Origin of the sequence: Halopseudomonas sp. (genome assembly GCF_036961105.1) — a bacterium.
Taxonomy (GTDB): domain Bacteria; phylum Pseudomonadota; class Gammaproteobacteria; order Pseudomonadales; family Pseudomonadaceae; genus Halopseudomonas.
Genome location: NZ_JBALWW010000003.1, coordinates 103,814 through 116,974, shown reverse-complemented (window position 1 = coordinate 116,974; position 13,161 = coordinate 103,814). Strand labels below are relative to the sequence as shown.

Here is a 13,161-nt window from a genome sequence, read left to right as displayed (position 1 = left end):
GTTCGTTATGTCAAAGCCGGTTTTTCAGAGTCGTGTTGATTTTCTTGGTTTGCCTGCTGATCAGGGGCGAGTATTTGTTTGTCCTCAAACTTCGGCTATCACTGATCTCTCTTGCCTGCGTGTTCTCCATTCTGGCGTTGATACGGTCCGTCAGTTGTACCGTGGCAAGCTGCGCGCTGGCATTCTCTCCATGTTTGAATCTACCAAACTTCTCACTTTTGCCGGGTATCAGTGGTTCCCCGGGCGTGTAGGTCGTGATTCGGGTTATCAGTACCGTTTGCAGAATAATGACCTTGGCCTGATCCTGCTTATCAAGAATTTCAACGTTTCTGAATACGATAACGGGCCTCATCTGAAGATTGAGGCTTCGCCTCACCTCATCGGTTCTATCGCTCCTACCGAGCTTCAGACGCTGATGAATACCTTGGCGATCGACATTCTTGAGGATTTGCAGCCCAATCAGTGCGCTGTTCATCTTGCCGTTGACCTTCAAGGTTGGGTTCCACCTTCTGACTTCATTGATCGCATGCATTGCCGTTCTCGTAGAACGCGTGATACCTCTGGCATTTCACAGATAAATTGGGATTCTGAATCGACCGTTTACGGTCGTGGTCAGTCCTTCCTTTTTGGGTCGGCTTCTTCTGTACAGCTCGCTATTTATAATAAGACTCTTCAAGCCAGAGCTATCGACAAGCTCGATTACTGGCAACGTGTCTGGCGTCAATCTGATAACCCTTTTGATGATGCCGATCCTCTGAATTATGACCCTTTGCAGGACGTCTGGCGGATTGAGATTCGATATCATCATTCCGTGGTCAACCAGTTTGCTAGCGGCTCCGTTGACCTTTCTACTAGTGCTCCCATTGATACCAGCATGTTTAACCAGATCGCTCCGCACCTTGATGGTCTCTGGCGCTACGGCCTTACCGCATTCAAGATGCTCGATGTTAACCAGGCCCGATCTACCAAGGTCTATTCAGCTATCTGGACCTTGCTGTCACAAGATGTCTATTTTTTCAGCTCTACTGCTCTTCACGACACTGACTACCGCCGTGCTTATAAAACTGCGGGGGGCTTCTCTGGTAAGAATGTAGAGCTGTTCATGGGGAATATGGTTAGCCTTTTGGCTCGGGAACGTATCGGAGCAAAAAAAGCGTTTGACCGTCTCAAAGAGTGGGAGTGCTGGCCGGTCATCAGTGAACATTTCAAGAACAAAGGCAAGTCTGAGCGTGACGTCTATCGTTGGCTTCGAGACAAGCTTGCCGAGCGTACTATTCGTTATGGTGTGGCTGTCTGATGCCAGTCCAGTTAATGCCTAATGGCCGCTGGAAGGTCGATATAGAGCCTGTCAAAGGTCGGCGCTTTCGTAAGTCATTCAAGACGAAGTCTGAGGCCCAGCGTTTCGAATTGGCTTGTCGTGCCAATGTTGCCTCTGACTCATCATGGTCTCCCAAGCCTAAGGACAAGCGCCGCCTGCTGGAGTTGATCCAAGTCTGGTTTGATATGCACGGTGCATCGTTGTCAGATGGTAAGCGTCGTCATGCCATCTTGATCACTGCAGCTAATCAGCTCGGTAACCCTGTCGCCCTGTCTGTCTCTGGTTCGAGAGTTGCAAGCCTGCGCGCTAGCTGGCTGCAGTCTGGCGTTTCTGGCAAAACTGCTAATAATCGCTTGTCCTACCTCAAAGCTGTTTATAACCAGCTTCATCGCCTGGACGAGATTGATTACACCTGTCCTTTTGATAAGGTGCCTTCTCTCAAGTTGCAGGAACGCCCCCTCTCCTACCTAACCAAGCCTCAGATCGTGGAATTGCTCGCCGCTCTTGATGCTCGCTCGACATCACCTCACCCTGCGATGATGGCCCGTCTCTGCCTTGCTACTGGGTGTCGTTGGGGAGAGGCGCAAGCTGTTGGCCCGGATCAGGTTCGAGGTGGTCAGGTCACCTTTCATAACACCAAGGGGAAACGTGTCAGGGTTATCCCTATTTCCAAGCTTCTGGAATCTGAACTACTTAAACACTGGCGTCATCATGGGCCTTTCACAAATTGCCTTATGACTTTTTGCCGGGTGCTTGAATCGACGTCTATAAAGCTACCGGCTGGGCAGGCTTCGCATGTGCTCCGGCATAGCTTCGCCAGTCACTTCGTTATAGCTGGGGGTAACATTCTCGTTCTGCAGAAGATATTGGGGCATGCGTCGCTGGCTATGACCATGCGCTACGCTCACTTAGCGCCAGATCACCTGCAGGATGCTCTAGCGTTCAACCCTTTCGACACTTTATCGACACTTCCTTGACCCATAAAGCAAAAACCCCTGAAAACTTTAACGTAATCAGGGGTTTAGCTTAACTGTCTGGCGGAGAGAGAGGGATTCGAACCCTCGATACGGATTAACGTATACACACTTTCCAGGCGTGCTCCTTCAGCCACTCGGACACCTCTCCGGAACCGCTATGCGGCTTGATGGCTGGGCGTAGCCCGGCTACCAAGGCGCGCTAATTTACAGAACAAGCCGGTGTTTGGCAAACGCTTTTTCGGCTTTGTGCCATGCTGATTCAGTTCTGCACGCAAGACTCGTCAGTCAGTATTAAGTTGATAAACTGCGGGTTTCCCCGGCCGGCCCTGCCGCCTGACTTTGATATAGAGGACTGCCTCATGAGTGACCTGGTTTCCTATCGTTTTGCCGACGGCGTGGCCCACCTGGGCATGGACAATGGCAAGGTCAATGCCGTTTCGCCGGACATGGTGGTGGCGTTGAATGCGGCGCTGGATCAGGCTGAGAAAGACCGCGCCGTGGTGGTATTGAGCGGCAAGCCGGGAATTTTGTCTGGCGGTTATGACTTGAAGGTGATGACGTCCAGTGCGGATGCGGCCAAGGCATTGGTGGCCTCCGGCTCGACCCTGGCGCGGCGTATGCTGTCGCACCCCTTCCCGATCATCACGGTGTGTACCGGGCATGCGGTGGCAAAGGGCGCATTTCTGCTGCTGTCTTCCGACTACCGGTTGGGTGTTGAAGGGCCGTTCAAGATCGGTTTGAACGAGGTGCAGATCGGCATGACCATGCACCATGTGGGTATTGAGCTGGCCCGTGCGCGACTGACGCCCAGCGCCTTCAACCGCTCGGTGATCAACGCCGAGATGTTTGATCCAGCCGATGCGGTGGATGCCGGCTTCCTCGACAAAATAGTAGCTGCTGAGGAGCTGGAGGCCACTGCCCTGGCAATGGCCAAACAACTGGCCGGGCTGAACATGACCGCGCACCGCAACACCAAGCTGAAGACGCGCAAGGCCCTGCTGGAGCTGCTGGATGCCTCCATTGAGCTGGACAAGCAGCACAGCCTGAGCTGAGCCGCGCGGCCTTCGGTAACAATGCGAATCGATTGCGCCGTGCTCTGCACGGCGTTTTTGCATTAGGCTGTAGGGCTGCAAAAATGCCGGAGTAACTGCGTTGGATTCAGTAACCCAGATAGTGTTAGGCGCCTCTATTCAGGGCGCCATGCTTGGCCGTTGGCAGGGGCGCAAGGCGCTGGTATATGGCGGCCTGCTTGCCACCCTGCCGGATATGGACGTGCTGCTGGACTACGGCGACGCCGTCGCCGACATGACCTATCACCGCGGCTTCAGCCATTCGCTCTTTGTGCTGGCGGCATTGGCAACGGCGATGGCGCTGGTGATTCGCCGCTTTGGTCCATCGGTGGCCTACAGCGGCCGACGATTATGGCTTACCTTGCTGCTGGTGCTCTGCACCCATCCGCTGCTGGACAGCTTCACCAGCTATGGCACTCAGCTGTTCTGGCCGCTGGATACGCCGCCGGTAGCTATTTCCAGCATTTTCATTATCGACCCGCTCTACACTTTTCCGCTGCTGGCGGCGATGCTGGTGGGGCTGTGCATTGGCCTGCAGCGCAGCGGCATGCGCTGGCAGTACGCGGGCTTGGCGCTCAGCAGCCTGTATCTGGCCAGCACCCTGGGTGGAAAATGGATGGCCGAGTCGCAGCTCAATAACGCGTTGCAGGCGCAGGGGATTGAAGCGCAGCACACCTTCAGCTCACCCACGCCATTCAATACCCTGCTGTGGCGCGTGGTGGCGATAGACGGCGACCAGTATTACGAAGGCCTGGTCAGTTGGCTCGACAGCCGCCCGCCGGAGCTGGAGGCCCTGCCGCGACATGCCAGCGCCGCAGCTGCAGTGCTGGCTGGCTCGACCCAGTACGAGCGGCTGCGCTGGTTTACCGAAGACATGCTGCGCTTTGATCTGATTGATCGGCAGTGGGTCGCAACCGATCTGCGTCTGGGCATGACGGGCTATCACCCTTTCCGCTTCGCCCTGGCGGAACAGGTGCCCGGCAGTGATGGCACTCGCCTGATCAATCACACCGAGCTCTGGCCCACCCCGCCGGCCAATATAGCCAGCCTGCGCGCATTGGGCGCCCGCGCGCTGGATGCACATTACAATATTTCGCTGGCGGAGCTGGCCGCGCCGCTGTCACTGCCGCCCCATCAGCAGCAGTGATGCAACAACCATCACCCCTTGGGGGTGGTTGTTTGCGATAATGCCGCTCTTTCAATCAGCGGGAGCAGAACATGGCCGGTGCAAGGCAGACCTCAGGGGCTACGGATAGCCGCACAATGGCGATGTCGGCTGCGCTGATGGCCATTTTCACCACCATTTTTGCCTCCAACCTGCCTACTCCGCTGTATTCGGTGTGGCAGGCGCAGTGGGGGTTCTCCTCTACCGCGCTGACCGCCGTATTCTCGATTTACGTGCTGGGGGTCGTCAGCACCCTGCTGACACTGGGCGCGCTGTCCGACAAGCTGGGCCGACGGCAGATGATGATTCCGGGCCTGCTGTTTATTTTCGCCGGAGCAGTAATGTTCTATCTGGCGACTGATATCTACGCCCTGGGTGCAGCGCGCGTGCTGACCGGCATTGGCACCGGCATTGTGACCGGCGCCTCATCTGCCGCATTGGTGGAACTGGAGCCCAACGAGAACTGGACCCGCGCAGCAACCCTCTCGGCACTGTTTTTTACGCTGGGCGCCTTTGCCGGCCCGACGGTCAGTTCGCTGGCGCTCAAATGGGGTGCCAGCAGCGCCCTGGGCTGGCCCTTTATCGTGGTAATGATACTCACGCTGGCAACCATAGCGCTGCTGTTGCGAGCGCCCTGGCCTTCACACATCGGTCAGCGTCACCCTGAGTTTCGCTGGCGCGCCTGGCGGCCCACACCCGTCAAGGTGCCGCGCGAGTTGCTGGGTGCCTTCGCCTTTGCGGCGGCCGCGATTTGCCTGGCCTGGTCGACCGGTAGTCTGTATGCCTCGCTGGGCCCTTCGCTGGCAACCAAGCTGATCGGCATCAGTGATCGCGCCACTGCGGGTCTGTTTGCCGCTGCCTGGCAGTTGATGGCCGGCTTCAGCCAGTTTGCGTGCCAGCGCCAACCGGTGAATCGTTTGCTGATTGTCGGCCCCATGACGCTGATCATCGGGCTGGGCGTGATGGCGGTGGCGGTGGTGACCAGCTCGCCGTGGATGTTTGCCCTGGCTACCATGGCGACCGCCAGCGGCGCCGGCGCGACCGGGGTGGTGGCCATTGCCTCGATCAGCAACGTGGCGCCGCCAGAACAGCGCGGCGGGATTATCTCGGCGTTTTACCTGATGGCTTATCTGACCATGGCGACTGTGGTGTTGGGCGTGGGCTTTGTCAGCGATCTGATCGGTTTTGCCTCCACCGTTATCGGCTTTACCAGCATCATTTCGGTGGCGGCGCTGAGCCTGCTGATTGTGGCGATCCGTACCAAGCGGGTCTCGCTCTGGTAGCCAAGCGTCAGCCCAGCAGCCAGCGCCAGAGAAAAAACACCAGCATGCTGCCAAAGATGGTCGCCAGCAGGTTGCGCGTAAGCGCCGCAATCAGCATGGCCGCCAGTCCGCCCAGCAGATAGGCGTTGTGCCACGTCAGCTGCCAGCCACCGTCGCCCGGCATCAGCATGGCTGGGGCGATGATGGCGCTGAGCACCGCCACCGGCACATAGGTCAACGCGCGACTTACCAGCGGATTGAAGTGCACCCGGTGACCGACGGCAAAGAGCCCGTAGCGAATGCCAAAAGTGATCAGCGCCATGCCGCTGATCAGCGCAATTTCAAACGCACTCATTGCTGCCTCCCGGTTGCGAACTCCAGCGCTCCGCCCACACCGCCACGCTGACGCCAGCCAGCGCCGCGAGCATCAGCCCCAGTTTGTACGGCAGAGCGTGCGCGGCCAGTGCTACGGTCGCCGCGACCGCCGCAGCCAGCAGCATGGGCCGGGTGCGCAATAGCGGCACCACAATGCCGACAAAGGTGGCGACCATGGCAAAGTCCAGGCCCCAGCCAGCCATGCCCGGCAGCGAACTGCCCAGCGCCGCGCCTATCAGGGTGCAGAGAAACCAGTTGCTGTACATCGCCACGCAGGAACCCAGAAAATACCAGTGTTTGTGGGTGTTCGCTGTCTGCACGTCCAGATAGTGTCGATGCACCACGGCAAAGCTTTCATCGGTCAGCCAGAACGCCAGCGGTACTTTCCAGCGTTGCGGCAAATGGCGCACATAGGGCAACAGACTGGCGCTGTAGAGCATATGCCGCAGGTTGACTACCAGGGTGGTGGCCAGCAGCACCACCAGCCCGGCGCCGGAGGCAATCAGGCTGACTGCAATGAATTGCGCCGAGCCGGCAAATACCAGCGCCGACATCAGCAGCGTGGCCGGCAGCGAGAGGCCGGCGGCGATCGCCAGGGTGCCGAAGATGATGCCGAATGGCAGCGCGCCCAGCAGCATCGGCAGGGTGTCGCGGGCGCCGCAGGCAAAGGCTTTGAATTGCGCCGACATAGGCAGATAACTCGTTGACCGGCCGCATCGCAGCCAGGATAAAAACCGGCACACTACGCTGTGTCCGGCGGCCCCACAAGATACAGTTGTGGGGCAACAGTTGCGCCCTGGGCGGCATCAACCCAGGGTGATGTGACGGCTGATCAGTGCCCGTAGCGCTGCGGGTTTGACCGGTTTGGGCAGATATTCCAGACGCGCCAGCTCGATCTGGCTGATCAGCTCCTGGCGCCCATCGGCGCTGATCACCACGCCCGGCAAGTCGGCGCCCAACTGTTCACGCAGCCACAGCATCAGCTGCGTACCGGTATCGCCGGCGTCTAGGTGATAATCCACCAGTACCAGTTGCGGTACGAAGCCTTGCGCCAGCACGGCCCGCACCTCCTCGCGGTTGCGCGCCACAGCGACCCGGCACTGCCAACGCCCCAGCAGACTTTGCATACCGGTAAGAATGCTGCTTTCGTTGTCGATACAGAGCACGGTTGCACCCTGCAAGCCGGGTTGGCTTTCGGCCGGAACCTCGGCTGGCCGTTGCTGACGGCTTTGCTGGGACAAAGGCACGGTGACACTGAAGACGCTGCCCTTGCCCGGCCAGGAACGCACGTTGAGCGGATGCCCCAATACCCGGCACAGCCCGTCAGCGATCGCCAGGCCCAGGCCCAGGCCCTTCTCGGCCTGGGTTCGATGGCTGTCCAGGCGCTGAAACTCCTCGAAGATGACCTTGAGCTTGTCCTGCGCGATGCCAGGCCCCTGATCCCACACCTCAAGCCGCACGGCGCCCTGCTGCAGACGCACGCCCAATACCACGCGCGCCGAACTGGCATAGCGGAAGGCATTGGTAAGGAAGTTCTGCAGCACCCGGCGCAGCAGGCGGATATCCGACCGCACGCGCAGATGGCTCGGATGCACGCGCAGGTCTACGCCCTGTTCCGCCGCCATGGCGCTGAATTCGATGCGCAGGGGTTCGATCAACTCACTCAAGGTAAAATCGGCCAGCTCCGGTGTGACCCGCCCGGCTTCGATCCTCGAAATATCCAACAGGTCGGTAATCAGTTCTTCTGCCGAGCTCAGAGCGCTGTCGAGATGGCGCACCAGTTGCGGCGCTTCGCCACTCAGCCCTGGCTGGTGCGACAAGGACGCGGAGAATAGCCGCGCGGCGTTCAGCGGCTGCATCAGATCGTGGCTCACGGCGGTAAGAAAGCGGCTCTTGGATTGGCTGGCGCGCTCGGTCTGAGCCTTGGCCTGCAGCAGCGCCTGGTTCAGTGTGGAGAGCTCCTGGGTGCGCTCTATCACCCGCTGCTCAAGACTCTCATTGGCATCCTGCAGGGCCCGCTCGGCGTTACGAAAATCCGAAATATCGGTAAAACTCATGACAAAGCCGCCGCCCGGCATCGGGTTGCCGATGATCTCGATCACGCTGCCGTTGGGGAACATGCGCTCGGAGCGATGCGCGGTACCTTGCTGCATCCAGGCTATACGCTTGTTCACGTGCGATTGCGGATCGCCCGGACCGCAGAGCCCGCGCTGAGCGTTGTGCAAAATGATGTCGGCAATCGGCCGGCCAATGGTAATCAGCCCCTCGGGGTACTCGAACATCTCCAGATAACGGTAATTCCAGGCAACCAACCGCAGCGACTTGTCGACCACGCTGATGCCCTGGGTAATATTCTCGATGGCACCCTGCAGCAGCCCGCGGTTGAACTGCAACACCTCGGACGCTTCATCGACAATGCGCACCACGTCATCAAACTGCATGTCGCGGCCTTCGATAGCCGCCTTGACCACGATACGCGCGGAGGAGGCGCCCAGCACACCGGCCAGCAGGCGCTCGGTCAGGGTTATCCAGCCGGAGTCGGCCGTGTGGCTGCCGACAAATCCGTTTCCCTGACTGCGCGCATAGGCGTCAAAGCTGGCCTCGGCGCGCTCGCTACCCACAAAACGCGCAGCCAATTCCAGCAGATCGTCCAGGCGCACCCGCAGCAGAACTCGGCTGGGACTGTCGCTCCAGGGCTGCGCGTCCTGGCTGACAAAGCGGCTGGCCTGCCAGTGCTCCAGGACGCGGGTGCGGCTGAACAGCGAGCCGGCCATGAAAGCGGCGAAGTTGCAAGCCAGGGCCAGCAGACTGCCCAGGGTCAAGACATCCAGGTCCCAACGCAGCGCGGCCTCGCGCATGCCCTCGACCAGCGGCAAGCCCTCCACATGCCAGTTCAACCCGGCGCCGACCAGGGGCAATACCAGCAAATAGAGCCACAGGCAGACGCCGACCAGCAGGCCGGCCAGCACACCTGTGCGGTTGGCCTGCTTCCAGAACAGCGCGCCGAACATGGCTGGTGCCAGTTGCGCGATGGCCGCGAAGGCCACCTGGCCAATGCTGGCCAGGCTGGTGTCCGAGCCAATCAGCCGATAGACCACATACGCCAGCAACAGGATGATGAGGATGCTGGTGCGCCGTACATTCAGCAGCCAGCCGCGAAACTGCTCGTAGGAGTGTTCCGGCCGGGTCTTGCTGCGCAGCAGCACCGGCAGCACCACGTCGTTGGATACCATGGTACTAAGCGCAATGGCCGCGACAATCACCATGCCCGAGGCCGCAGAAGCGCCGCCCAGGAACGCCAGCAGCGCCAGTTCGGGATGCCCCTGCAACAGCGGCAGACTGATCACGTAGGAGTCGGCCGACAAGCCCGAGCCCAGCGTCATCTGTCCGGCCAGGCTGATGGGGATGACAAAAAGCGCGGCCAGAATCACGTAAACCGGAAATACCCAGCGCGCCAGTCGCAGGTCACCCGGCTCGCTGTTTTCCACCACCGCAACCTGAAACTGGCGCGGCAGACAGATGAAAGCCAGCATGGCAATAAGGGTCTGGAACAGCAGGCTAAGCACCGGCGTATCGCGCTGCCAGTAGCCGGCCAGTGCGGCGTTGTTGCGCGCGTCGGTAAACAGCTCGGCAGCGCCACCGAAGAGGCCGAAGGTGACAAAGATACCGACCGCAAGAAACGCCAGCAGCTTGACGATGGACTCGAAGGCGATGGCCAGCATCATGCCGCGATGGTGTTCGGTCACATCCAGGCTGCGGGTGCCGAACAGCACGGTGAAGAGCGCCAGTACCAGGGTGACTACCAGGGCGGTGTCTTCCGCCCCCACCGCGTCGGTGGGCACACCGCCCACCAGAGGCGCCGCGCTGAGCAGGTTGTAGCCCAGCACTATGCCCTTGAGCTGCAGGGCAATATAGGGCAGCACGCTAACCAGGCAGAGCAGGGAAACCACCACGCCCAGGCTCTGGGATTTACCATAGCGCGAGGCAATGAAATCAGCGATGGAGGTGATGTTTTCCTGCTTGCTGATGGCGATCATGCGCGCATACAGGCGCCAGCCAAACAGAAACAGCAGGACTGGGCCAAGGTAGATGGGCAGAAAGCCCCAGAGCTGATCGGCAGCCATGCCCACGGCGCCGAAGAAGGTCCAACTGGTACACCAGACCGCCAGAGACAGGCTGTATACCCACACCCGCAGGCGCGGGCTGAGTTCGGTACGGCGACGGTCACCCCAGAAGGCAATGACAAACAGCAGCGCCATGTAGAGCAGAAATATCAGGGCGACCAAACCGCCGGAGAGCATCATTGCAGGGTAATCATCTCATCTCTTGCCTGAGCTGCAGTCTGGCAGCGCGCTGCGGCTTTGCCCAGCGCAAGAGGCTCAGACTTCAGTCGTAGAGCTGTAGTCCAGAGCCCGCTCAGCCAGTCCTGCTGAGCTCCATCTGCTGCAATGCGAGGGCTGCCTGCGTGCGAGTGCGCACCTCGAGCTTGCGAAAGATGGCGGTAACGTGAGCCTTGACGGTGGCCTCGGACACGTCCAGCTCGTAGGCTATCTGCTTGTTGAGCAGACCGTCGCAGACCATGGTCAGCACCCGGAACTGCTGCGGCGTGAGGCTGGCCACCCGCGAGCTGATCTGCTGCTCTTCACTGCTCATGCCCTGAGGATCATCCAGCCCGGCAGGCCAGCAGACGCCACCTTCCAGCACCGCCTGTACCGATTGCTGGATGGCCTCCAGCGTGGCTGATTTGGGAATGAAACCGCTGGCGCCAAAATCCTTTGATCGGCGCACGACCGATGGTTCTTCCTGGGCGGAAATCATGATGACGGGAATATGCGGAAACTGGCCGCGCAGCTGGGCCAGCCCGGAAAAACCGTAGGCGCCAGGCATGTTCAGATCCAGCAGTACCAGATCCCAGTCTGCGCGCGTGGCCAATTGGGTCTGCAGGCCCTCAATGCTGCCAACCTCATTAAGGCTGATGGCATCGCCCAGACCGGCATGCAAGGCCTGACGCAGGGCACTACGGAACAGCGGGTGATCGTCAGCAATCAGGATGTCGTAGCTAAGACCCATGCGTGTTGTCCCAAGGAGTCGTTATTCTTATGGTTTTTGTATCAGACTGAGACTGCCAGCCGTCGCAGTCGCCGTCAATGCGACTTTGGCCAAGGCAGCACAGTAGGCGCGCTCAACTGTATCTGGCTTTCGCCCGCGCGGAAACAGGATAATGGCGGTTTTTCCTCTCGAGTTTCCCGCATGAACCTTCGCCACTACCGCGCCGACGCCCTGATGCTCCTGACCGCCATGATCTGGGGCAGTACCTTTGTCGCGCAGCGACTGGGCATGGACCATATCGGCCCCTTCCTTTATACCGGGCTGCGCTTTCTGGTCGGAGCACTGGCGGTCATGCCGCTGATCTGGCTGTTGCGCAAACCCGTCAAGATCGGCGAGCCAGGGCGTTTGAGCAAACCCATGCTGCTCGGCAGCCTGGTGCTGGGCTGCGTGCTGACCCTGGGCATCAACCTGCAGCAGATCGGCCTGATGTTCACCACAGTGACCAACTCAGGCTTCATTACCGGTCTCTATGTGATTCTGGTGCCGGTGTTCGGGTTGTTTATCGGCATGCGCACACAGAAAGGTACCTGGGCTGGCGCCCTGCTGGCTTTGGTCGGCATGGCGCTGCTCAGTATCGGGCCTGGCTTCAAGGTGGCTTCCGGTGACTGGCTGCAATTGATCGGCGCTGCCTGTTGGGCCGTGCATGTACTCATGGTGGGCGCGCTCGCCAGCCGATACGACGCCATCCTGGTGTCTTTTATCCAGTTTGCCGTTTGCGCGGCAATCAGCCTGGCGCTGGCAGCCGCGCTCGAGCCCATCCAGTGGCCGATGGTGCAACAGGCATTGCCAGCGATTCTGTACGGCGGCGTATTGGCCGTCGGCGTAGCCTTTACTCTGCAGGTGGTGGCGCAGAAGGATGCGATCACCTCGCACGCTGCCATCATTCTAAGCCTGGAAGCGGTCTTCGCTGCCCTGGCCGGCTGGCTGATTCTGGGCGAAACCCTGAGCCCACGCGGCTTGCTGGGTTGCGCGCTGATGCTCGGCGGTATGCTGATTGCGCAATTGGTGCCTATTTACCTGGAGCGCCGCAAGCAACCGGCGCCAGTACAGCAGGAGCCAGCCGGGCACCATTGATCATTCCTCACTTGTTCGCAGTCGAATGGCGCGCAGGTAGGCATCGCTGAACAGTTCGAAATACTCATTCAACTGCGCTGCCGCCAGCTCCTCCCCAGCCAGGACCAGGCAGGCCGCAGCCACCTCTACGGTGCACAGATGTTCCTCACGCTGGGAGCGACGCAGCCGATAGCGGGAGAGCTGTGCGGTTTCCAGACTCAGAACGGGCAAATCACTCAGATACGGGCTCTTGCGAAACATCTTGCGCGCCTGAGTCCAGGTTGCGTCGAGAATAATCAGCAGCGGCCGTCGCGCCGAATCCTTAGGCAATTCACGGCACACCTGCTGACTCGCCAGCGCATACTCACCCGGAAACACCACAAAGGGCTGGTATCGCTCATCAGCCAGAAGCGCCAGCAACGCCGGATCCACTTCGGTTCTGGCCCAGACAAAAGCCTGGGTATCAGGCAGGCACTCGGCAATCAGCCGTCCGGTGTTGGTCGGCTTGAGTGGCTCCAGAGAATGCATCAGCAGGCAGAAGCTCACCTCGGCGTGTACCTCTGGCCGTTGCTCGCAGATACAGGCTGTCAGGGCCAACTGACAGGCCGCGCAACGCTTGACGCGCGCACCGCGAGCCAGAAAGGGCCGGGTGGATCGGGCTATGGCTGCCTGACGCAGCCGCTGTACCGCATTGTCTTCTGAAGCCGCCATCATTTTTCCTGCCTGTCTTGTATATCTTGCTGCGCCGCTGCGTCGCCATCGGTTGATTGTGTGGCATTCTAACTGCGCGTCGGGCTAGCGCTAAGCGAAGATATTCCGCTGCCGGCGAACC

The 13,161-nt window shown here is 59.9% G+C and carries 11 protein-coding genes and 1 tRNA gene; 6 read left to right on the top strand and 6 right to left on the bottom strand.

The features are described from left to right. Positions 1–7 precede the first annotated feature (7 nt). Both V7756_RS05210 and V7756_RS05205 read left to right on the top strand, forming a co-directional pair. The gene (locus V7756_RS05210) at positions 8–1,297 is read left to right on the top strand and encodes a hypothetical protein (RefSeq protein WP_335609097.1); all 1,290 of its coding nucleotides are present in this window, start codon (positions 8–10) and stop codon (positions 1,295–1,297) included. Continuing rightward, positions 1,297–2,295, top strand: a complete 999-nt coding sequence (locus tag V7756_RS05205; protein WP_335609096.1) for a phage integrase — start codon at positions 1,297–1,299, stop codon at positions 2,293–2,295. The genes V7756_RS05210 and V7756_RS05205 overlap by 1 nt, the downstream gene beginning before the upstream one ends. A gap of 58 nt (positions 2,296–2,353) precedes the next feature. Here the strand turns inward: V7756_RS05205 and V7756_RS05200 are convergent. After that, positions 2,354–2,443, bottom strand: a tRNA-Ser gene (locus V7756_RS05200). 211 nt (positions 2,444–2,654) lie between these two features. On the opposite strand from V7756_RS05200, the gene V7756_RS05195 reads away from it, so the two are divergent. The 3 genes from V7756_RS05195 (at position 2,655) to V7756_RS05185 (ending at position 5,813) form a co-directional block, all read left to right on the top strand. Then, the gene (locus tag V7756_RS05195; RefSeq protein ID WP_335609095.1) at positions 2,655–3,347 is read left to right on the top strand and encodes a crotonase/enoyl-CoA hydratase family protein; all 693 of its coding nucleotides are present in this window, start codon (positions 2,655–2,657) and stop codon (positions 3,345–3,347) included. Positions 3,348–3,447: 100 nt separating this feature from the next. Beyond that, the gene (locus V7756_RS05190) at positions 3,448–4,512 is read left to right on the top strand and encodes a metal-dependent hydrolase (RefSeq protein WP_335609094.1); all 1,065 of its coding nucleotides are present in this window, start codon (positions 3,448–3,450) and stop codon (positions 4,510–4,512) included. Between the two features lie 116 nt (positions 4,513–4,628). Then, complete coding sequence (locus tag V7756_RS05185) at positions 4,629–5,813, top strand: MFS transporter (protein ID WP_335609093.1); 1,185 nt, start codon at positions 4,629–4,631, stop codon at positions 5,811–5,813. Positions 5,814–5,820: 7 nt separating this feature from the next. Here the strand turns inward: V7756_RS05185 and V7756_RS05180 are convergent, their stop codons facing one another. From V7756_RS05180 to V7756_RS05165, 4 genes are all read right to left on the bottom strand, one after another. Then, the gene (locus V7756_RS05180; RefSeq protein ID WP_335609092.1) at positions 5,821–6,147 is read right to left on the bottom strand and encodes an AzlD domain-containing protein; all 327 of its coding nucleotides are present in this window, start codon (positions 6,145–6,147) and stop codon (positions 5,821–5,823) included. Next, complete coding sequence (locus tag V7756_RS05175; RefSeq protein WP_335609091.1) at positions 6,134–6,856, bottom strand: AzlC family ABC transporter permease; 723 nt, start codon at positions 6,854–6,856, stop codon at positions 6,134–6,136. The genes V7756_RS05180 and V7756_RS05175 overlap by 14 nt, the downstream gene beginning before the upstream one ends. 117 nt (positions 6,857–6,973) lie before the next feature. Continuing rightward, complete coding sequence (locus V7756_RS05170; protein WP_335609090.1) at positions 6,974–10,471, bottom strand: hybrid sensor histidine kinase/response regulator; 3,498 nt, start codon at positions 10,469–10,471, stop codon at positions 6,974–6,976. 112 nt (positions 10,472–10,583) lie between these two features. Continuing rightward, complete coding sequence (locus V7756_RS05165) at positions 10,584–11,237, bottom strand: response regulator transcription factor (RefSeq protein WP_335609089.1); 654 nt, start codon at positions 11,235–11,237, stop codon at positions 10,584–10,586. Positions 11,238–11,417: 180 nt separating this feature from the next. On the opposite strand from V7756_RS05165, the gene V7756_RS05160 reads away from it, so the two are divergent. Next, a complete protein-coding gene (locus V7756_RS05160) occupies positions 11,418–12,350 on the top strand; it encodes a DMT family transporter (RefSeq protein WP_335609088.1) in 933 nt (310 codons plus the stop codon). On the opposite strand, the gene V7756_RS05155 is transcribed toward V7756_RS05160, so the two are convergent. Then, entirely contained in the window at positions 12,351–13,040 is a 690-nt protein-coding gene (locus V7756_RS05155; protein WP_335609087.1) for a tRNA-uridine aminocarboxypropyltransferase, read from the bottom strand. Between the last annotated feature and the right edge of the window lie 121 nt (positions 13,041–13,161).

Bases quoted from the DNA above. Each gene is read 5' to 3' on its own strand.
- V7756_RS05210 (WP_335609097.1), top strand. From the start codon at position 8: ATGTCAAAGCCGGTTTTTCAGAGTCGTGTTGATTTTCTTGGTTTGCCT.
- V7756_RS05205 (WP_335609096.1), top strand. From the start codon at position 1,297: ATGCCAGTCCAGTTAATGCCTAATGGCCGCTGGAAGGTCGATATAGAG.
- V7756_RS05195 (WP_335609095.1), top strand. From the start codon at position 2,655: ATGAGTGACCTGGTTTCCTATCGTTTTGCCGACGGCGTGGCCCACCTG.
- V7756_RS05185 (WP_335609093.1), top strand. From the start codon at position 4,629: ATGGCGATGTCGGCTGCGCTGATGGCCATTTTCACCACCATTTTTGCC.
- V7756_RS05180 (WP_335609092.1), bottom strand. From the start codon at position 6,147: ATGAGTGCGTTTGAAATTGCGCTGATCAGCGGCATGGCGCTGATCACT.
- V7756_RS05175 (WP_335609091.1), bottom strand. From the start codon at position 6,856: ATGTCGGCGCAATTCAAAGCCTTTGCCTGCGGCGCCCGCGACACCCTG.
- V7756_RS05170 (WP_335609090.1), bottom strand. From the start codon at position 10,471: ATGATGCTCTCCGGCGGTTTGGTCGCCCTGATATTTCTGCTCTACATG.
- V7756_RS05165 (WP_335609089.1), bottom strand. From the start codon at position 11,237: ATGGGTCTTAGCTACGACATCCTGATTGCTGACGATCACCCGCTGTTC.
- V7756_RS05160 (WP_335609088.1), top strand. From the start codon at position 11,418: ATGAACCTTCGCCACTACCGCGCCGACGCCCTGATGCTCCTGACCGCC.
- V7756_RS05155 (WP_335609087.1), bottom strand. From the start codon at position 13,040: ATGGCGGCTTCAGAAGACAATGCGGTACAGCGGCTGCGTCAGGCAGCC.